Source organism: Kitasatospora sp. NPDC004669, from assembly GCF_040609455.1.
Lineage (GTDB): Bacteria > Actinomycetota > Actinomycetes > Streptomycetales > Streptomycetaceae > Kitasatospora.
Genome location: NZ_JBEXKB010000030.1, coordinates 1 through 20,301, shown reverse-complemented (window position 1 = coordinate 20,301; position 20,301 = coordinate 1). Strand labels below are relative to the sequence as shown.

Here is a 20,301-nt window from a genome sequence, read left to right as displayed (position 1 = left end):
GCCAGGGGCCGGGTGGGTCCGGGGTCATGATCGCCGGGTTCCCGGAGGCCCACACCGTCGGAGGCGGACATGCGGATCCTGCTCCTCGCCAGCGCGTTCAACAGCCTCAGCCAGCGGCTGTACGCCGAACTGCGCGACCGGCGGCACACCGTGGACATCCGACTGGCCGGTGATGACGACGAGTTGAGGACGTCGGTGAGCCGCCTGCGGCCGGACCTGGTGCTCGCCCCGATGCTCCGCACGGCGATCCCGCGGGACGTCTGGTCGGAGCTCACCTGCCTGATCGTCCATCCCGGCCCGCCGGGCGACCGCGGCCCGTCCTCCCTCGACCGGGCGATCCAGGACGGCCTCGCCGAGTGGGGCGTCACGGTGCTCCAGGCCGAGGCGGAGATGGACGCGGGGCCGATCTGGGCCTGGGCGCCCTGCCGGCTGCCCGAGCGCGGCAAGAGCGACCTGTACCGCAACGAGGTCGCCGACGCGGCCGTGGCGGCCGCGCTGCTCGCCGTGGAGCGGGTCACCTCGGGCAGTTACGCGCCGCAGCCGCAGCACGGCCCCGGCTGGCGGGAGACGGTGCGCACCCGGCCCTTCCTGCGGCAGGAGGAGCGTCGGATCGACTGGGCGGGCGACTCCACCGAGGCGGTCCTGCGCAGGCTCCGCGCGGCGGACTCCCAGCCCGGGGTGCTCGGCGCGCTGTGCGGCGACGAGTGGTACCTGCACGGCGGGTACCGCGAACCGGTGCTGCGCGGCCGGCCGGGCGAGCTGCTGGCCACCCGTGCCGGCGCCGTGTGCCGGGCCACCTCGGACGGAGCGGTGTGGATCCCCGAACTCCGCCGCCGCCGCGCACCCGGCGGGCCCGCGACCTTCAAGCTCCCGGCGGTGACGGCGCTCGGCGCCCTGCTGCCGCCGGTCCCGGAGGTGGCGGCGCCGCTGATGCCGGGCGGGCAGGCCGGCCCCGCGTGGTCGGACATCCGCTACCGCGAGGACGGCCCGGTGGGCTTCCTGCGCTTCTCGTTCCCGGGCGGGGCGATGTCCACCGACCACTGCCGGCGGCTGCGGGAGGCGTACCGCTGCGCCCTCGCCCGCCCGACCTCGGTGCTGGTGCTCGGCGGCGGCCGGGACTTCTTCTCCAACGGCATCCACCTCAACGTCATCGAGGCCGCGCCGGACCGGGCCGCCGAGTCCTGGGCCAACATCACCGCGATGGACGACCTGGTCGCCGAGGTGCTCACCACCACCGACCGGCTGGTGGTCGCCGCCGTCGCGGGGAACGCGGCGGCCGGCGGGGTGATGCTGGCCCTGGCCGCGGACGAGGTGTGGTGCCGCGGCGGCTCCGTCCTCAACCCGCACTACCGGCTGATGGGGCTGTACGGCTCGGAGTACTGGACGTACACCCTCCCGCGCCGGGTGGGTGCGGCGGAGGCCGAACGGCTGACCCGTCAGGCGCTGCCGGTGTCCGCGGCGGCCGCCGAGCGGATCGGCCTGGTCGACCGGGTGCTCGACTGCGGGCCGCAGGAGTTCGGGCCGAGCGCGGCCCGCCTGGCCGGGCTGCTCGCCGCCTCGCCCGCCGCGCAGCGCCGGATCGCGGCGAAGAAGGCCGCCCGCGAGGCCGACGAGCGGGCCAAGCCGCTGGCGGAGTACCGGGAGGAGGAGCTCGCAGTGATGCACCGGCAGTTCTTCACCCCCGAATCGCCGTACCACGCGCTGCGGTCCGCGTTCGTGCGCAAGCGCCCAGCGCCCGCAGGGTCCGTCGCGCGGATGTGACCCGAACGGCCGCGCCCGCTCGCGTCCTGCGGGCGACCCCTTCGGCTTTCCGGACCGGCGTGCGATCCGAACCGTTGCTATGACTTGTCTTTGAGCCATTTCGTCCGGCTCCCATCCCCGAGGAGGCATCCTCATGGGTGCTGCAACAACCGACACCGACGTGGTGCACGTTCTCTGGATCAACGCCGGCCTCAGCTGCGACGGCGACTCCGTCTCGCTGACCGCCGCGATGCAGCCGAGCATCGAGGAGATCGTCACCGGCGCGCTGCCCGGCCTGCCGAAGGTCGCGGTGCACTGGCCGCTGATCGACTTCGAGTGCGGCCCGGCCCAGGGCGCGGACAACTTCGTCGAGTGGTTCTTCAAGGCCGACCGCGGCGAGATCGAACCGTTCGTCCTGGTCGTCGAGGGGTCCATCCCCAACGAGAAGATCAAGAAGGAGGGCTACTGGTGCGGCTTCGGCGACGACCCCGTCACCGGCCAGCCCGTCACCACCAGTGAGTGGCTGGACCGGCTCGCCCCCAAGGCGACCGCGGTGGTGGCGATCGGCACCTGCGCCACGTACGGCGGCATCCACGCGATGGCCGGCAACCCGACCGGCGCGATGGGCGTGCCGGACTACCTCGGCTGGGACTGGAAGTCCAAGGCCGGGCTGCCGATCGTCTGCGTGCCGGGCTGCCCGATCCAGCCCGACAACTTCGCCGAGACGCTCACCTACCTGCTGTACCAGTTGGCCGGCTCCGCGCCGATGATCCCGCTCGACGACAAGCTGCGGCCCGCCTGGCTGTTCGGTGCCACCGTGCACGAGGGCTGCAACCGTGGCGGCTACTACGAGCAGGGCCAGTTCGCCACCGACTACGGCACGCCCGAGTGCCTGGTGCGGCTCGGCTGCTGGGGCCCGGTCGTCAAGTGCAACGTCGCCAAGCGCGGCTGGATCAACGGCGTCGGCGGCTGCCCGAACGTGGGCGGCATCTGCATCGCCTGCACCATGCCGGGCTTCCCGGACAAGTTCATGCCCTTCATGGACCCGCCACCCGGCTCGCGGGTCTCCAGCGGCGCCAGTACCGCGTACGGATCGCTGATCCGGCGGCTGCGCGCGATCACCCAGAAGACCGTCGACAAGGAACCGAAGTGGCGCCGTACCGGTCGCCACCTGACCACGGGTTACCGCCCGCCCTGGTGACAGGGGAGGGCCGCACGCCGACCGGTGTGCGGCCCCGTCGACCTCCGCCCCGCTCGTAGACCCCGTAGACAAGGACACGCAGACACGATGGCAACACCGACGACCAGGGCGGCCGGCGACGGCAGCGGCCTGACGGAGATGTCCTGGGACCCGATCACCCGGATCGTGGGCAGCCTGGGCATCCACACGAAGATCGACTTCAAGCAGAAGAGGGTCGCGGAGTGCTACAGCACCTCGTCCGTCTTCCGCGGCTACAGCGTCTTCATGCGTGGCAAGGACCCGCGCGACGCGCACTTCATCACCAGTCGGATCTGCGGGATCTGCGGCGACAACCACGCCACCTGTTCGGTCTACACCCAGAACATGGCGTACGGCGTGAAGCCCCCGCACCTGGGCGAGTGGATCATCAACCTCGGCGAGGCCGCCGAGTACATGTTCGACCACAACATCTTCCAGGAGAACCTGGTCGGGGTCGACTACTGCGAGAAGATGGTCCGCGAGACCAACCCGGGCGTCCTGGAACTGGCCGAGCGCACCGAGGCCCCGCACGCCGGCGACCACGGCTACAAGACGATCGCCGACATCATGCGCTCGCTCAACCCGATCGAGGGCGAGTTCTACCGCGAGGCGCTCCAGGTCAGCCGCTACACCCGGGAGATGTTCTGCCTGATGGAGGGCCGCCACGTGCACCCCTCCACGCTCTACCCGGGCGGCGTCGGCACGGTCGCGACGGTGCAGCTGTTCACCGACTACCTGACCCGGCTGATGCGCTACGTCGAGTTCATGAAGAAGGTCGTGCCGCTGCACGACGACCTCTTCGACTTCTTCTACCAGGCCCTGCCCGGCTACGAGGAGGTCGGCCGGCGGAGGGTCCTGCTCGGCTGCTGGGGCAGCCTCAACGACCCGGACCACTGCGACTTCACGTACCGCAACATGACGGACTGGGGCCGCAGGATGTTCGTCACCCCCGGTGTCATCGTCGACGGCAAGCTCGTCACCAACGACCTGACGCAGATCAACCTCGGCATCCGGATCCTGCTCGGCAGCTCCTACTACGAGGACTGGCAGGGCAAGGAGCTCTTCGTCACCCACGACCCGCTGGGCAACCCGGTCGACCCCCGACACCCGTGGAACCAGCACACCATCCCGCAGCCGCAGAAGCGCAACTTCGACGACAAGTACAGCTGGGTGATGTCCCCTCGCTGGTTCGACGGCAAGGACCACCTCGCCCTCGACACCGGCGGCGGCCCGATCGCGCGGCTGTGGTCCACCGCCCTGTCCGGGCTGGTCGACATCGGCTACGTCAAGGCCACCGGCCACAGCGTCCAGATCAACCTGCCCCGCTCGATGACCAAGCCCGAGGTCACCTTCGAGTGGAAGATCCCGCAGTGGAGCAACGCCATCGAGCGCAACCGGGCCCGCACCTACTTCCAGGCCTACGCGGCCGCCGCCGCCCTGCACTTCGCCGAGAAGGCGCTCGACGAGGTCCGTGCCGGGCGCAGCCAGACCTGGGAGCGCTTCGAGGTGCCGGACGAGTCGATCGGCTGCGGCTTCACCGAGGCCGTGCGCGGCGTGCTCTCACACCACATGGTGATCCGCGACGGCAAGATCGCCAACTACCACCCGTACCCGCCCACCCCGTGGAACGCCAGCGTCCGCGACAGCTACGGCACGCCCGGCCCGTACGAGGACGCGGTGCAGAACACGCCGATCTTCGAGGAGAACTCCCCGGAGAACTTCAAGGGCATCGACATCATGCGCGCGGTGCGCAGCTTCGACCCCTGCCTGCCCTGCGGCGTGCACATGTACGTCGGCGGGCGCACCCTGCAGACCATGCACGTGCCCACCGGCCTGAGCGGGCTCACCGCATGACGGCCGAACAGACCGGGCTGCGGATCCAGGAGGCCCTGGACGCCCTGGCCGGCAGCGGCGCCGAGCGGGCGGGCGAGCAACTCGTCCGCGACCTCATGGAGTTCTACGGTGAGGGCCTGGCCAGGATCGTCCCGGCCGTGCCCCCGCCCGCCCTGGAGCGGATGCTCGACGACCCCGCGGTGGCCGGGCTGCTACTCCTGCACGACCTGCACCCCGAGGACGTGACCGCCCGGATCGACCGGGCGCTCGCCAACCTGCCCGAGCGGATCGAGGTGCTCGGCTTCGAACCGGGCACCGGCATCCTGCGGCTGCGCCGGACCGCCTCCGGCTGCGGCTGTGGGGAGCAGGACGTCGAGGCGGCACTCGCCTGCCACGCGCCCGAGGTGACGGCCCTGGAGCTGGAACGCGCCCCGCAGCTGCTCCAGATCGGCACCCGCCCGCCCCAGCCCGCGGAGGCCCGGTGAACACCCGCGGGGTCTCCCGCGACGGGATCGTCCTGCTGCGCCGGCTGCGCGAGCCGGCGCCGCCGCGGCCCGAGCAGTGCGGGTTCTGCGGCCGGGACCTGCCCGTCGGCCACCGCCACCTGGTGGACGTCGAGGAACGCGCCCTGGCCTGCACCTGCACCGCCTGCGGCCTGCTCTTCCAGCAGCCGGGCGCGGCCGGCGGCCGCTTCCGCACCGTGCCGGACCGCTATCTCCTCGACCCGGACGGCGAGTTGGATGAACGGGCCTGGTCGGTGCTCGGGATCCCGGTCGGCACGGCGTTCCTGTTCCGCAACGCCGTCCTGGACCGGCTGCTCGCCTTCTACCCCGGGCCGGCCGGCGCCACCGAGAGCGAGGTGGACGAGCAGGACTGGGAACGCGCCCTCGGCGCCAGCCGGCTGGCCGCCGCCCTGGAACCGGACGTGGAGGCGCTGCTGCTGCGCCGCACCGACCGGAACGTCGCGTGCTTCCTGGTGCCGATCGACGTCTGCTACGAGCTGGTCGGCCGGCTGCGGCGGTGCTGGCACGGCTTCGACGGCGGGGCCGAGGCGCGGGCCGAACTCGACGCCTTCTTCGAGCGGTTGGCCGCTCGGGCCCGCCCGCTGCGCGCGGAGGCGACGGCATGAGTGAACGGAGTGAGCGAGCCATGGAAAGGTGCGCGCTCGGCTTCACCTGCACCGGCGTGCGGTCCGCCCCGTACGCGGCCGCGCCGACCCTGGTGTTCCGGCTGCGGGTCACGGCGCCGGCCGACACCCGGGTGCACGCCCTCGCCCTCCAGTGCCAGCTGCGGATCGAACCGGGCCGCCGGTCGTACGCCGCCGCCGAGGGCGAGCGGCTGACCGACCTGTTCGGCGAACGGGAGCGCTGGGCGTCCACGCTCAACCCGATCCAGCTCGCCACCGTGCCGCTGCTGGTGCCCGGCTTCACCGGGGAGACCGAGGCCGACCTGGCGGTGCCGTGCAGCTACGACCTGGAAGTGGCCTCCGCCCGCTACTTCCGGGCGCTGGACGGCGGCGAGGTACCGCTGCTGCTGCTCTTCTCCGGCACCGCCTTCGCCGGCCCCGGCGGCTTCCAGGTCACCCCCGTGCCCTGGGACAAGGAGGCCCGGGTGCGGATGCCGGTGCGGGTCTGGCGGGAGGCGATCGACCAGCACTTCCCCGGCTGTGGCTGGCTGCGCCTGCCGGACGACGTGATGGACGACCTGCTGACCTACCGCTCCCGGCGGGCCCTGCCCTCCTGGGAGGCGACGCTGCGCGAACTGCTCGCGGCGGCGGCGATCGATGAGGGCGTCCGGTGAGCGGCCTGCCCGACGGGATCGAACGCGCCTTCGCGGCCGCCCGGCAGATCGCCGACGCGGTGCTGTTGGAGGGCTACGTGCTCTACCCGTACCGCGCGTCGGCGGCCAAGAACCGGCTGCGCTGGCAGTTCGGCGTCCTGGTGCCGCCCGAGTACACCGTGCAGGGCGGCGAGCACTCCCACCAGCGCACCGAGTGCGTGATGGAGGCGCGCCCGGGCGACCGGCTGGCGGTCGAGCTGCGCTTCCTACGCGTTCAACGGCGAACCGTCGAACGGGCCACCGCCACCGGCGGGTTCGAGCCCGTGGAACGGTTGGAGCTGGCCGAGCGGGTGCTCGTCGAATGGGACGAGGGCGTCGAGGAGCGGATCGAACTCCTCCTGCCGGTCGATGAGTTGAGCGGCGAAGGAGTGCAGCGGGGGTTCCGGCTGCCCGGCGTCGGCGGGACGGAGCTGCTGCACGAGCACGGCTCCGCCGTCGGACGGCTGGTGCGGCGGCGCGAACAGGTCGACGGCCTGGTGCGGTTGAGGGCCGAGGAACTGCCCGGCCCGTACCGGGCGCAGCGCCTGACGGCGGTGGTGGAGAACGCCTCCGCCTGGACGCCGCACCCGCAGGCCGGCCGCGAGGAGGCGCTGCCGCGCTCCCTGGTCTCCACCCACCTGCTGCTCGGTCTGGAGCACGGCGGCTTCCTGTCGGCCACCGATCCGCCCGAGTGGGCCCGGCCGGCCGTAGAGCGGTGCCGCAACGAGCGTACCTGGCCCGTTCTGGCCGGACCGGACGGCGAGCACCAGGTGATGCTGTCCTCGCCGATCATCCTGGAGGACCACCCGCGCGTCGCCCCGGAGAGCCTCGGCACCCTGTACGACGCCACCGAGATCGACGAGATCCTGGCGCTGCGGACGGCGGCCCTGACCGAGGACGAGAAGCGGGAGGCCCGCGGCACCGACGAACGGGCCGGGGCCGTGATCGACCTGGCCGAGTCCATGCCGCCCGAGGTGCTGGAGCGGCTGCACGGCGCCATCCGCGGGCTGCGCGAGGTCACCGGCGGTGCCGGCGACGCGGAGCAGCCCTGGTGGGACCCGGGCAGCGACCCGCAGGTCGACCCCGAGCGGGACCGGGTGCTGGTCGACGGCCACCCGGTCGGCGTCGGCAGCCGGGTGCTGCTGCGGCCCGGACGGCGGCGCACCGACGCCCAGGACCTCTTCCTGGACGGGCGGACCGGCGTCGTGGAGGCGGTGCTGCACGACGTCGACGGCTCGGTGCACCTGGCCGTCACCGTGGAGGACGACCCGGGCGCGGACCTGTGGCGGGCGCAGGGACGCTTCCGCTACTTCCAGCCCGACGAGGTCACCCTGCTGGAGGAGTCGTGAGCGAGCGGGCCATCGAGAGGTGCGAGGGCGCATGAGGAGTGGGAAGGTGCTGGTCGCCGGAGTGGGCAACGTCTTCCTCGGCGACGACGGGTTCGGGGTCGAGACCGTCCGACGGCTCTCCGCCCACCCCCTGCCGGACGGCGTCGAGACGGTCGACGTCGGCGTGCGCGGCGTCGACCTGGCGTACCGGCTGCTCGACGGCTACCCGACCGCCGTCCTGGTGGACGCCACCTGCCGCGGCGGGGCGCCCGGCACGGTCTACCTCATCGAGGCGGCCGCCGGGCCGCTGGAGGCGCCGGTGCTGGACGGCCACCGGATGGGGCCGGACGCCGTCCTCGCGCTGCTCGCCACGCTCGCCGCCGGGACCGGCGGCGAGCCGCCCGGGCGGGTGCTGGTGGTCGGCTGCGAGCCGGCGTCGCTGGAGGAGGGCATCGGGCTGAGCGAGACCGTCGCCGCCGCCGTCGAGGAGGCGGTCCAAGTGGTCCTGCGGGTCGTGACCGAGGCCACGCAACCGGAGAGGGAGACAACACCATGCTGAGGAAGCTGTTCTGCGCGGCCCTGCTGGCGGGGATCGGCGCGCTGGTCTGGCAGAGCCTGCCGGACCTCAAGCGGTACCTGAAGATCTCGCGGATGTGAGGCCCGGATTGCTGCGAACGGTGCAGCCCCGGGCGCGGTGGCGGCGCGGCTTCGAGCCGTGGCCGCCACCGCGCCCTGTAATGGGGCCCGTTGCCGCCCGCCGTGGGAAGGGACCGATGCACGAGATGTCGATTGCCGCCGCCGTCGTCGAGCAGGTGGACGAGGCCGCGCGTCAGCACGGGGCCCCCGGGGTGACGCGGGTGCGGCTGCAGGTGGGGGAGTTGGCCGGGGTCGTCCCCGAGGCGCTCGACTTCTGCTTCGAACTGGCCTGTGCCGGAACGCTGGTGGAGGGTGCGGTGCTGGACACCGAGCCCGTCGCGGCGCGGGCCTGGTGCGCGCCCTGCGACGCCGAGTGGGCCGTCGGCATGCCGCCGGACCTCGGCTGCCCGAACTGCTCCGGAGGCGGCGGCGTCGAGCTGCTGTCCGGGCGCGAGCTCCAGATCCTGGACGTCGAGTGGTCCTAGAGGGCGTGTCCGCAGGACACGCCCCAGCGCCCCGACGTCCGGTCCGAACAGAAAGGCTGACGCGATGTGCCAGACGGTCGACCTCCGCCGGGCGGTCCTCGCCCGCAACGACGACGCCGCCCGCGAACTGCGGGCGGCGCTGACCGCCCGGGGGACGGTGGCGGTGAACCTGCTGTCCAGTCCCGGCAGCGGCAAAACCGCCCTGCTGGAGGCCGAGTTGGGGCTGGCCCGGCGACGAGGGGTGCCGGTCGCCGCGCTGACCGCCGACCTGGCCACCGAGAACGACGCGCTGCGGCTGGCCCGTTCCGGCGCGCCGGTGAAGCAGGTGCTCACCGACGGGCTCTGCCACCTGGAGGCGCGGATGCTCGCCGGGCACCTGGACGGCTGGCTGCCGCAGGACTGCCGGCTGCTGTTCGTGGAGAACGTCGGCAATCTGGTCTGCCCGGCCTCCTACGACCTCGGCGAATCGCTGCGGGTGGTGCTGGCCTCGGTGACCGAGGGCGAGGACAAGCCGCTCAAGTACCCGACCGCGTTCGGGCTGGCCAACCTGGTGCTGGTGACCAAGGCGGACCTCGCCGCGGCGGCCGAGTTCGACCGGGCGGCGTTCCTGGCGAACGTCCAGCGGGTCAACCCCGGGGTGGAGGTGGTGCACACCTCGGCCCGCACCGGCGACGGCGTCGGGGCGCTGCTGGAGCGGGCCCTGTCCGTGCTGGACGGCGCCGGTGTGCACCGGCCGGTGATGGCGGCCCACCCCCACGGGGGGCACCACCACACGGAACAGGCGCCCAGGTGACGGACGGTCACCCGGAACTCGACCGCGAACGGCGGCGGGTCGCCGTCCGCGGACTCGTCCAGGGGGTCGGCTTCCGGCCGTTCGTGTTCACCCTGGCCGGCGAACTCGGGCTGGCCGGCAGCGTCACCAACACCGGCGAGGGCGTCCTGGCCGAGGTCGAAGGCAGCCGGGACGCCCTCGACGCCTTCTGCCGACGGGTGGCCGGCGACGCGCCGCCGCTCGCCCAGGTCGCCTCGGTGGAGCACGCGCCGCTCGCCGCCACCGGCGCCACCGGCTTCACCATCGCCCCGTCCTGCGCCGACGGCCCCCGCGCCACCCTGATCCCGCCGGACGTCGCCGTGTGCGCCGACTGCCTGGCCGAACTCGCCGACCCCACCGACCGGCGCCACCGGCACCCCTTCATCAGCTGCACCAACTGCGGCCCCCGGTACACCATCGTGACCGGCCTGCCGTACGACCGCGCCAACACCACCATGGCCGGCTTCCCGATGTGCGCGGACTGCGCCAGGGAGTACGCCGACCCCGCCGACCGCCGCTTCCACGCCCAACCCGTCGCCTGCCACGCCTGCGGGCCGCGTCTCGCGCTGACCGTCCCCGGGACCGCTGGGCGGGCGGGGGAGGAGGCGCTGACGGCGGCCCGCCGACTGCTGGCCGACGGGGCGGTCCTCGCCGTCAAGGGCCTCGGCGGCTACCACCTCGCCTGCGACGCGCGCGACGCCGGAGCCGTCGCCCTGCTGCGCCGGCGCAAGCGGCGTGGCGACAAACCGTTCGCCCTGATGGCGCGGGACCTCGCCACCGTCGAGGGCCTGCTGCCGGTCGGCCCGGCCGAGCGGGAACTGCTCACCGGACCGGCACGGCCGATCGTCCTGCTGCGGCGCCCTGGTGGGTTCGCCGCGGAACTCCCCGTGGTCGCCCCCGGCAGCCCCGACCTCGGCGTGATGCTCCCGTACACACCGCTGCACCACCTGCTGCTCGCCGCCCCCGGGCCGGACCTCCTGGTGATGACCAGCGCCAACCTCTCCGGCGAGCCGATCGTCACGGACGACCGGGAGGCGCTGAGCAGGCTCGCCCCGCTCGTCGACGGCTGGCTCGGCCACGACCGGCCGATCCACGTGCCCTGCGAGGACTCCGTGGTGCGGGTGGTCGACGGCGAGCAGCTGCCGCTGCGCCGCTCGCGCGGATACGCCCCGCTGCCGCTCCCGCTGCCGGTGCCCGTCCGGCCCGTGCTGGCGGTCGGCGGCGACCTGAAGAACACTTTCGCGCTGGCCCGCGACGGCTACGCCTGGCTGTCCGGGCACATCGGCGACATGGACGACCTGGCCACGCTGCGCGCCTTCGACCACGCGGTCGAGCAGCTCGGCATGGTCAGCGGGGTGCGGCCCAGCCTGCTCGTCGCCGACCGGCACCCCGGCTACCGCTCGGTCCGGCACGCCGAGCGGACCGCCGCCGGCCGGCCGGTGCGCCGGGTGCAGCACCACCACGCCCACATCGCCGCGGTGATGGCCGAACACGGCCTGGACGGCGGTCGGGCGGTGCTCGGGGTGGCCTTCGACGGCACCGGCTACGGCGAGGACGGCGCGATCTGGGGCGGCGAGGTGCTGCTGGCCGACTACGACGGGTTCCGCCGCCTCGCCCACCTCGGGTACATGCCGCTGCCGGGCGGGGACGCGGCCGTCGAGCGCCCGTACCGGACGGCGCTCTCGCACCTGCGGACGGCCGGGCTGCCCTGGGCACCCGGGCTGCCGCCGGTTCAAGCCTGCCCGGACGAGGAACTCCGCTTGCTGGAGCGGCAGTTGGCGCGCGGGCTGAATTGCGTGCCGACCTCCAGCATGGGCCGGCTGTTCGACGCGGTGTCCTCGCTCGCCGGGGTCTGCCACCGGGCCGGCTACGAGGCCCAGGCGGCGATCGAACTGGAGGCGGCGGCCGCTGAGTTCGGCCCGGCGGCGGGCTACGGGTTCGGACTGCTGCCCCGGGAGGACGGCTGGATCGCCGACCCCGGGCCGGTGCTGGCCGGAGTGGTGGCGGACGTGATCGCGGGTGCTTCCGCGGGGCTGGTCGCAGCGCGCTTCCACAGCGCGGTGGCCGACCTGGTCCGGCGGATCTGCGCGGCCGCCCGGGACCGCTACGGCACCACCACGGTGGCGCTCGGCGGTGGCGTCTTCGCCAACGCGCTGCTCTCCTCGGCCTGCGCGCGCGGCCTCGGGGAGGACGGCTTCACCGTACTGCGGCACCGCCGGGTGCCGCCCAACGACGGAGGGCTGGCGCTCGGCCAGCTGATGGTGGCCGCCCGGTCGTCGGCCACCCGGGAGGAGTGAGAGCGGATGTGCCTGGCGGTGCCCGGCAGGGTGACGGAGATCGGGGAGCGTGACGGGACCCGGATGGCGGTCATGGACTTCGGCGGGGTGGTCAAGGACGTGTGCCTGGAGTACCTGCCCGACCTTCAGGTGGGGGACTACGCGATCGTCCACGTGGGCTTCGCGCTCCAGCGCCTGGACGAGGAGTCGGCCCGGCGGACCCTGGAGCTGTTCGAGGAACTCGGGCTGCTGCAGGAGGAGTTCGGTGACCCGTGGGAGGCGGCGCGGGCGGCCGGTGCGGCCGGTGCGGCCGGTGCGGAGCGAGGGGCTGAGGAGGTCGGACGGTGAAGTACCTGGAGGAGTTCCGCAACCCCGAGCTGGCCGAGGGGCTGCTCGCCGACATCAGGGCGACGGTCACCCGGCCGTGGGCGCTGATGGAGGTGTGCGGCGGCCAGACGCACAGCATCATCCGGCACGCCATCGACCAACTCCTGCCGGAGGAGGTTGAGTTGATCCACGGGCCGGGTTGCCCGGTGTGCGTCACCCCGCTGGAGGTGATCGACCGCGCGCTGGCGATCGCCGCCCGGCCGGAGGTGATCTTCTGCTCCTTCGGGGACATGCTGCGGGTGCCCGGCACCGACCGGGACCTGTTCCGTGTCCGCGGTGAGGGCGGCGACGTCCGGGTGGTGTACTCGCCGCTCGACGCCCTGCGGATCGCCCGGGAGAACCCGGACCGGGAGGTCGTCTTCTTCGGCATCGGCTTCGAGACCACCGCCCCGCCGAACGCCATGGCCGTCCACCTGGCCGGCAAGCAGGGCCTGCGCAACTTCAGCATGCTGGTCTCGCACGTGCGGGTGCCACCCGCCATCGACGCGATCATGGACTCGCCGGACTGCCGGGTCCAGGGCTTCCTCGCCGCCGGGCACGTGTGCAGCGTGATGGGCACCGCCGAGTACCCGGCGCTCGCGGAGCGCCACCGGGTGCCGATCGTCGTCACCGGCTTCGAGCCGCTGGACATCCTGGAGGGCATCCGACGGACCGTACGGCAACTGGAACGCGGCGAGCACACCGTCGACAACGCCTACCCGCGCGCCGTCCGGCCCGAGGGCAACCCGGCGGCCCGCGCCATGCTGGCGGACGTCTTCGAGGTGGCCGACCGCCCCTGGCGCGGCATCGGTGTCATCCCGCGGAGCGGCTGGCGGCTCTCGCCCCGCTACCGGGACCACGACGCCGAGCACCGCTTCGACGTCGCGGGCATCGCCACCAGGGAACCGGCCGAGTGCCGCGCCGGCGAGGTGCTGCAGGGGCTGCTGAAACCCCACCAGTGCGAGGCCTTCGGCACCGTCTGCACCCCGCGCACCCCGCTCGGCGCCACCATGGTCTCCAGCGAGGGGGCCTGCGCCGCGTACTACCTCTACCGGCGGCTGAGCACGCCGATCACGCCTCAGGAGGCGAGTCCCGTTGGCTGACACCGAGATGCTGGCGCAACCGTCGGCCGCGCCCGACTTCTCCGGCTGGAGCTGCCCGCTGCCGCTGCGCGACCACCCCCGGGTGGTGATGGGGCACGGCGGCGGCGGGGCGATGTCCGCCGAGTTGGTGCAGAACCTCTTCGCGCCCGCGTTCGGCGGCCGGGCGCTGGCGGGGCTCGGCGACTCCGCCGTCCTGGAACTGGGCGGCGCCCGGCTCGCCTTCTCCACCGACTCCTACGTGGTGCGGCCGCTGTTCTTCCCCGGCGGCTGCATCGGCGACCTCGCCGTCAACGGCACGGTCAACGACCTCGCCATGAGCGGGGCCCGGGCGGCCTACCTGTCCTGCGGCTTCATTCTGGAGGAGGGGGTGGAGATGGCCGTGGTGGACCGGGTCGCCCGGGCGCTCGGCACCGCCGCCCGCACCGCCGGGGTCGAGGTGGCCACCGGGGACACCAAGGTGGTGGAGGCCGGGCACGGGGACGGCGTCTACCTGAACACCGCCGGCATCGGGCTCGTTCCGGCCGGGGTCGACATCCGGCCGCAGCGGGCCGTCCCCGGCGACGTGGTGATCGTCAGCGGGCCGATCGGGCTGCACGGGGTGGCGATCATGAGCGTACGGGAGGGCCTGGAGTTCGGGGTCGAGGTACGCAGCGACAGCGCGGCGCTCGGCGGCCTGGTCGAGGCGATGCTCGCCGCCACCCCCGACCTGCACGTGCTGCGCGACCCCACCCGGGGCGGCCTGGCGGCGGCGCTCAACGAGATCGCGGCGGCGGCCGGGGTGGGTGTGGGCTTAAGCGAACGCGCCGTGCCCGTCCCGGATCCGGTGGCCAACGCCTGCGCCGTACTGGGCCTGGACCCGATGTACATCGCCAACGAGGGCAAGCTCGTCGCCTTCGTCCCGCCCGGCGAGGCGGACGCCGTCCTCGCCGCCATGCGCGCCCACCCGCTCGGCACGGAGGCGGTGGTGATCGGCGAGTGCGTCGCCGACCACCCCGGGATGGTCGTCGCCCGCACCGGCTTCGGCGGCACCCGGGTGGTCGACCTGCCGATGGGCGAGCAGTTGCCGCGGATCTGCTGATGTTGTTTCGGGCGGGGTCGGCCCCGCCCGGTCACACTGGCCGGGGGGTGGGCGCATGAGTGAGCGGAGCGAGCTCATCGTCGAAAGGTGCGCGTTTCGCGAAGCGACCGCCGAGCGTGGCGGGGTGGGCGCATGAGTGAGCGGAGCGAGCTCATCGTCGAAAGGTGCGCGTTTCGCGAAGCGACCGCCGAGCGTAGCGAGGTGGGCGCATGAGCGAGGCCGTCGTCGTCGGCTCCGGGCCCAACGGGCTGGCCGCGGCGGTCACGCTCGCCGGGCACGGCCTCGCCGTCACGGTGCTGGAGGCTGCCGAGGAGATCGGCGGCGGCGCCCGCAGCGGCGAGGCCACCCTGCCGGGCCTGCTGCACGACCACTGCTCGGCGGTGCACCCCTTCGGCGTGGCCGCCGCCCTGCTGCGCTCTCCCGACCTCGCCCGGCACGGACTGGAGTGGGTCTGGCCGGAGGTGGACCTGGCGCACCCGCTGGACGGCGGGGACGCGGCCGTGGCGGTGCGCTCGGTGCGGGAGAGCGCCCGCGCGCTGGGGCCCGACGCGGCCACCTGGGAGCGGGTGTTCGGCGGGCTGAGCGCGGACTTCGACGCCCTCGCCGAGGACGCCCTGCGCCCGCTCCTGCGGCTGCCCCGGCACCCGGTGACCCTCGCGGGCTTCGGCCTGAAGGCCTTTCAGCCGGCCACCCTGCTCGCCCGCAGCTGGCGCACCGACCGGGCCCGGGCCCTGTTCGCCGGCGCGGCCGCGCACGCCTTCCAGCCGCTGGAGCGGCCGCTGACCTCGGCCGTCGGCCTGATGCTGCTCGCCGCGGCGCACCACCGCGGCTGGCCGGTCGCCCGGGGCGGTTCCGGCCGGATCAGCGGCGCCCTGGCGGCTCGGCTGGTCGAACTCGGCGGACGCATCGAGACCGGGCGGCCGGTGCGCTCGCTGGCCGAGCTGCGGCCGTGCCCGATCGTCCTGCTGGACCTCGCGCCCGGCGCGGCGGCGGACCTCTGCGGCGGCGAACTGCCCGCGCGGGTGCGCCGCGCGTACCGCCGTTGGCGGCACGGTCCGGCGGCGTTCCGGACGGACTTCGCCGTCCAGGACGGTGTCCCGTGGCGCCACGAGGGCTGCCGCCGGGCCGGCACCGTCCACGTCGGCGGCACCCTGGAGGAGATCGCCCACGCCGAACGCGAGACGGCCCTCGGGCGCATGCCCGCGCGGCCCTTCACGCTGGTGGCGCAGCAGTACCTCGCCGATCCCGGCCGCTCGCGCGGTGACGTGCACCCGGTGTACGCCTACGCCCACGTGCCGCACGGCTACGAGGGGGACGCCACGGAGGCGATCCTCGCCCAGATCGAGCGGTTCGCGCCCGGCTTCCGCGACCGGGTGCTCGCCACGGCCGTCACGTCGACGGGCCGGCTGGCGCGCGAGAACGCCAACTACGTCGGCGGGGACATCTCCACGGGTGCCAACACCGCGCTGCAGACCCTGCTGCGCCCGCGCGCCGCGCTCGACCCGTACGCCACCGGCATCCCCGGCGTCTACCTCTGCTCCGCGGCCACCCCGCCCGGGGCAGGCGTGCACGGGCTGTGCGGGGTCGGGGCCGCGCGTTCCGCGCTCCGGCACGTGGGCGTCGCGACGCTTTGAGCGCGGCTCAGGAGCCGCGCGGGTTGGTGCGCTTGGTGGTGCCCTTCGGGTCCGTCTCCAGGTAGCCGGTGCCGTAGTCGTCGGCGAGGTAGACCTTGATGGTGGGGGTGCCGTCGAACATGTCGGAATTGATGAGCAGGTAGCGCGTGGTCGGCTGGGGGACGTTCAGGGTGGCCTGGGCGCGCTGGAGCAGGCCGGGTATGACGTCCCAGCTGTACTGCTGCAGGTCGACGGGCTTCTCGTCGCCGATCAGCTCCCCGCCCGGCTCACGGGTGATCTTGCCGTCGCGGATCGTGATCCGGTCGTAGAGGTTGGGGCCGGCCGAGGTGGGGACCTCGGCGATGGCGTACTCCGGGTAGACGGTCAGCTCGAAGACCTTGTGGTCGGACAGGTAGGGCTGCAGGGCCGTGACGGTGCGGCGCACGCCGTCCGGGTTCAGCAGGTCCGCGTCGGCGGACGAGGTCGCCGACGGCGGTACGGCGGCGGCCGAGCCGGGCACGGCGGCCGGCGAGGCGGCGGAGGACGGTGCGGTCGTGGGCGGCGGGTCGTCGGACACGGTGCTCGTGGCACCGGTCGTGGCGGTCGGGGCCTTGGCCGCGCCGGCATCCGCGTCGGCGCCGGACCGGTTCAGGTAGAGCGCTCCGGCGCCGGCGAGCACCACGGCGCCGGCCGCTACCGCGGCGACCGTGACGCGGCCCCGGCGGGACGTCGACGCGGCAGGAGAGGCGCCCGTCGTCGGGGGTGCCGGGAAGCCGGTGGGTATGCGGTCGTGCGGAACCGGCCGGGCCGGGTGGGCAGTCGGCGCGGCCGGCGCGAGCGGGAAGGTCTCGGGCTCGTACTCGGCCTGCTCCAGCGCCCGGTCGAGCTGCTCGGCGTCGGGGCGCAGCGCCGGGTCCTTGCCGAGCAGGGCGACCAGCAGCGGCCCGAGCCGCCCGGCCCGGCTCGGCGGCGGCAGCGGCTCGTCGAGGACGGCGGCGAGGGTGGCCAGGGTGGTCGCCCGGCGCAACGGGTGGTGGCCCTCGACGGCGACGTAGAGCAGCATGCCGAGCGACCACAGGTCGGAGGAGGGATTGCCCTCCTGACCGCGGATCCGTTCCGGTGCGATGTACTCGGGCGAGCCTATCAGCGCGCCGGTCGCGGTCAGGGCGGTGGCGTCCTGGACGGCCGCGATGCCGAAGTCCGCGAGCACCGGGGTGCCGTCGGGGCGCAGCAGGACGTTGCCGGGCTTGACGTCCCGGTGCTGGATGCCGACGGCGTGGGCGGCGCGCAGCGCGGACAGCACGCCGCGCCCGATCCGGGCGGTCTCCGCCACGCCGAGCGGGCCGTCGGCCAGCCGGTCGGCGAGGCTGCCGCCGCTGACCAGCTCCATCACCAGCCAGGGGTGGGGGTGGTCCGGGCTGTCGACGATGTGGTGGATGACCACGACGTTGGGGTGCTGGATCCGGGCGAGCGCCCGGGCCTCGCGCAGCACCCGCTCGCGCAGCTCCCGTACCCCTTCCGGGTCGGCCGCGGCCATCGCCGGGTCCGCCGGGCGGACCTCCTTGAGCACCACTTCGCGGTGCAGTGCGTTGTCCCGGGCCCGCCAGACCAGGCCCATGCCGCCGCCACCGAGCTGCTGAAGCAGTTCGAAGCGCCCGTCGACGAGGCGTCGCTCCGCCCCAGCTGTGTTCATGGCGGTCATCGTAGGAGATCCCGGGGACAGTTCCGGACCCGAGAGGGCTCCACCGAAACGGGCCCCCGGCCGGTCGTACACCGGCCGATCCGCTCCCGGCGCACCCGTCGGTTCACTCCGGCGCGCGGTCCTGTTCACTCTCGGCGTGCGGGCCTGTTCACTCCCGGCCCTCGCGGACGGCGGAGGCGGCCCAGGCGACGCCGATCACGAAGGCCAGCGCCAGCAGGACCACGCCGATCACGACGGCGGTCCAGCCCCCGCTGGTGAGGCTGTCCACCTGCTCCTGGTAGGTGGAGTCGTGGGGCTCGGGCATGCCCTCGCCGTAGGCGTGGGCGGCGCGGGGGTGGCAGACGTCCCCGGGCGACATGGGCCGGCCGTAGCAGGTCGGCACCGCGGTGTGCAGCTTGTGGACGCCGATCAGGACCAGGCCGGCGCCCGCGGCGAAGAGTACGAGCAGGATCAGCACCTCCACGGCCCCCCGGTTCCGCTGTCCCGCACGGCCTCGGGGCCGACGGGCGTACGCACGCTCCGACGAGCGACCCGCCTCGGACGGTTCCGCTGTCTTGTTCAGGCCCCTGCTTGCTGACAGGGCCTCGGCCGGGGCGCCAGCATGGGGAGCATGCCCGAGACGCCGAGGATTTTCCGTAGGATCGCCGATGACCACGTCGCGCAGCTCGCGGTGCTCGATCCGCCGACATCGACCAGACTCGGCCTGCACCCCGAGGACGACCGGCAGCCGGATCTGTCGCCGGAAGGCTTCGAGGCGCTCGCCGAGCTGGCCCGCAAGACCCTGGTCGCGGTCGACGCCGCCGAGCGGAGCACCGGGATCCCCGAGGACGCCGCGGAACGGGACTGCGCCCGGCTGCTGCGGGAGCGGCTGACCGCGGAGCTCGCCGTGCACGAGGCCGGGGACCGGTTCCGTCAGCTGCGCACCGTCAACTCGCCGCTGAACCAGGTGCGGGGCGTCTTCATCATGATGCCCACCGACACGGAGGAGAACTGGGCGGCCGTCGCCGGGCGGCTGCGCAACGTGCCCGGCGCGCTGGACGGCTACCGGGCGACCTTGGCCGAGGGCGTCCGCCGCGGGCTGCTGTGCGCGCCCAGGCAGGCCCGGGCGGTCATCGCCCAGCTCGACGCCTGGACCGGCCGGAACGGCGGCGCGAGCTGGTTCACCGGCTTCACGGCGGCCGGTCCCGCCCGGCTGCGGCCCGAGCTGGACACCGCCGCCGAGCGCGCGACCGCCGCGGTGGCGGCCTTCCGGGACTGGCTGTGCGACAGCTATCTGCCCGCCGCCGACGGCACCCCGGACGCCGTCGGCCGTGAGCGCTACCTGCGTTCCGCCCGCTGGGCCAACGGCGCCGACATCGATCCGGCCGAGGCGTACGCCTGGGCCTGGGAGGAGTTCCACCGGACGGTCGACGAGATGGCGGCCGAGGCCGACCGCGTCCTCCCCGGTGCCGGGGCCCGGGCCACCATGGACCACCTCAACACCGACGGCCACGCGATCGAGGGCGAGGAGAACATCCGGGCCTGGCTCCAGCAGGTCATGGACGAGGCGATCGACGCCCTGGACGGCAGCCACTTCGACATCGCCGGCCCGCTGCGCCGGGTGGAGACCAGGATCGCGCCGCCGGGAAGCTCGGGCGCGCCCTACTACAACGGTCCCAGCCTCGACTTCAGCCGTCCCGGCCGCACCTACCTGCCGACCCTGGGCCGACGCTCCTTCCCGACCTGGCAGCTCGTCAGCACCTGGTACCACGAGGGCGTCCCCGGCCACCATCTGCAGACGGCCCGGTGGACTGCCTCCGCCGACCGGCTGAGCGACTACCAGATCACCCTCGGCGCGGTCAGTGCGAACAAGGAGGGCTGGGCCCTGTACGCCGAGCGCCTCATGGACGAGCTGGGCTTCCTGGCCGATCCCGCCCGGCGCCTGGGGTACCTGGACAAGCAGATGCTCCGGATCATCCGGGTGATCGTCGACATCGGCATGCACCTGGAACTGGCCATCCCCGCCGACTCGGGCTTCTGCCCCGGCGAACGCTGGACCCCGGCCCTCGCCACCCAGTTCATGGCCGCCTACCACGGCAGCGACATTCCGCGCCGCAGCAGCGAGATCGACCGCTACCTCGGCTGGCCGGGGCAGGCCATCGGCTACAAGCTGGGCGAGCGGGTCTGGTTGGAGGGGCGCGAGGCGGCCCGGCGCCGATAACACGTGCCGATCGAGCTGGAACACAGCGGGCACCTGTACGTAGCCACCAAGCTCGCCGCCGAGATGCTGGTGCACAGCTACCGCGAGCTGTAC

18 protein-coding genes are annotated in these 20,301 nt (G+C 73.9%); 16 read left to right on the top strand and 2 right to left on the bottom strand.

All coding sequences use genetic code 11. The features are described from left to right. Positions 1–69 precede the first annotated feature (69 nt). The 15 genes from ABZW30_RS24085 (at position 70) to ABZW30_RS24015 (ending at position 16,327) form a co-directional block, all read left to right on the top strand. The gene (locus ABZW30_RS24085) at positions 70–1,761 is read left to right on the top strand and encodes an enoyl-CoA hydratase-related protein (RefSeq protein ID WP_355673241.1); all 1,692 of its coding nucleotides are present in this window, start codon (positions 70–72) and stop codon (positions 1,759–1,761) included. A 133-nt stretch (positions 1,762–1,894) separates the two neighbouring features. Continuing rightward, entirely contained in the window at positions 1,895–2,941 is a 1,047-nt protein-coding gene (locus ABZW30_RS24080; protein ID WP_355673240.1) for a hydrogenase expression protein HypE, read from the top strand. 87 nt (positions 2,942–3,028) lie between these two features. Further along, positions 3,029–4,813, top strand: a complete 1,785-nt coding sequence (locus ABZW30_RS24075; protein ID WP_355673239.1) for a nickel-dependent hydrogenase large subunit — start codon at positions 3,029–3,031, stop codon at positions 4,811–4,813. Beyond that, positions 4,810–5,277: a thioredoxin gene (locus tag ABZW30_RS24070; protein ID WP_355673238.1), complete on the top strand. Its 468-nt coding sequence runs from the start codon at positions 4,810–4,812 to the stop codon at positions 5,275–5,277. Before ABZW30_RS24075 ends, ABZW30_RS24070 begins: the two co-directional genes overlap by 4 nt. Then, positions 5,274–5,921 (top strand): DUF5947 family protein, encoded by a 648-nt coding sequence (locus ABZW30_RS24065; protein WP_355673237.1) that lies wholly within the window; start codon positions 5,274–5,276, stop codon positions 5,919–5,921. Before ABZW30_RS24070 ends, ABZW30_RS24065 begins: the two co-directional genes overlap by 4 nt. After that, complete coding sequence (locus ABZW30_RS24060; RefSeq protein ID WP_355673236.1) at positions 5,918–6,592, top strand: DUF6084 family protein; 675 nt, start codon at positions 5,918–5,920, stop codon at positions 6,590–6,592. Before ABZW30_RS24065 ends, ABZW30_RS24060 begins: the two co-directional genes overlap by 4 nt. After that, positions 6,589–7,959, top strand: a complete 1,371-nt coding sequence (locus ABZW30_RS24055; protein WP_355673235.1) for a hypothetical protein — start codon at positions 6,589–6,591, stop codon at positions 7,957–7,959. The genes ABZW30_RS24060 and ABZW30_RS24055 overlap by 4 nt, the downstream gene beginning before the upstream one ends. Positions 7,960–7,990: 31 nt before the next feature. Beyond that, positions 7,991–8,497 (top strand): hydrogenase maturation protease, encoded by a 507-nt coding sequence (locus ABZW30_RS24050; RefSeq protein ID WP_355673234.1) that lies wholly within the window; start codon positions 7,991–7,993, stop codon positions 8,495–8,497. A gap of 214 nt (positions 8,498–8,711) precedes the next feature. Beyond that, the gene (gene hypA / locus ABZW30_RS24045) at positions 8,712–9,059 is read left to right on the top strand and encodes a hydrogenase maturation nickel metallochaperone HypA (protein ID WP_355673233.1); all 348 of its coding nucleotides are present in this window, start codon (positions 8,712–8,714) and stop codon (positions 9,057–9,059) included. Between the two features lie 64 nt (positions 9,060–9,123). Continuing rightward, on the top strand, positions 9,124–9,852 hold the full coding sequence (hypB, locus tag ABZW30_RS24040) for a hydrogenase nickel incorporation protein HypB (RefSeq protein WP_355673232.1): 729 nt from the start codon (positions 9,124–9,126) through the stop codon (positions 9,850–9,852). Continuing rightward, a complete protein-coding gene (gene hypF, locus ABZW30_RS24035) occupies positions 9,849–12,167 on the top strand; it encodes a carbamoyltransferase HypF (protein ID WP_355673231.1) in 2,319 nt (772 codons plus the stop codon). Before hypB ends, hypF begins: the two co-directional genes overlap by 4 nt. Before the next feature lie 6 nt (positions 12,168–12,173). Next, on the top strand, positions 12,174–12,494 hold the full coding sequence (locus ABZW30_RS24030; RefSeq protein WP_355673230.1) for a HypC/HybG/HupF family hydrogenase formation chaperone: 321 nt from the start codon (positions 12,174–12,176) through the stop codon (positions 12,492–12,494). After that, positions 12,491–13,615 (top strand): hydrogenase formation protein HypD, encoded by a 1,125-nt coding sequence (hypD, locus tag ABZW30_RS24025; protein ID WP_355673229.1) that lies wholly within the window; start codon positions 12,491–12,493, stop codon positions 13,613–13,615. Before ABZW30_RS24030 ends, hypD begins: the two co-directional genes overlap by 4 nt. Then, positions 13,608–14,693 carry a hydrogenase expression/formation protein HypE gene (gene hypE, locus ABZW30_RS24020; protein ID WP_355673228.1) on the top strand — a complete coding sequence of 362 codons (1,086 nt, stop codon included), beginning with the start codon at positions 13,608–13,610 and terminating at the stop codon, positions 14,691–14,693. The genes hypD and hypE overlap by 8 nt, the downstream gene beginning before the upstream one ends. 209 nt (positions 14,694–14,902) lie before the next feature. Further along, the gene (locus ABZW30_RS24015) at positions 14,903–16,327 is read left to right on the top strand and encodes an NAD(P)/FAD-dependent oxidoreductase (protein ID WP_355673227.1); all 1,425 of its coding nucleotides are present in this window, start codon (positions 14,903–14,905) and stop codon (positions 16,325–16,327) included. 7 nt (positions 16,328–16,334) lie between these two features. On the opposite strand, the gene ABZW30_RS24010 is transcribed toward ABZW30_RS24015, so the two are convergent. Further along, positions 16,335–17,999 (bottom strand): serine/threonine-protein kinase, encoded by a 1,665-nt coding sequence (locus ABZW30_RS24010; protein ID WP_355673226.1) that lies wholly within the window; start codon positions 17,997–17,999, stop codon positions 16,335–16,337. A 157-nt stretch (positions 18,000–18,156) separates the two neighbouring features. After that, positions 18,157–18,471 (bottom strand): hypothetical protein, encoded by a 315-nt coding sequence (locus tag ABZW30_RS24005; RefSeq protein ID WP_355673225.1) that lies wholly within the window; start codon positions 18,469–18,471, stop codon positions 18,157–18,159. 147 nt (positions 18,472–18,618) lie between these two features. Here ABZW30_RS24005 and ABZW30_RS24000 point away from each other — a divergent pair, with 147 nt between their 5' ends. Beyond that, positions 18,619–20,208, top strand: a complete 1,590-nt coding sequence (locus ABZW30_RS24000) for a DUF885 domain-containing protein (RefSeq protein WP_355673224.1) — start codon at positions 18,619–18,621, stop codon at positions 20,206–20,208. Positions 20,209–20,301 lie beyond the last annotated feature (93 nt).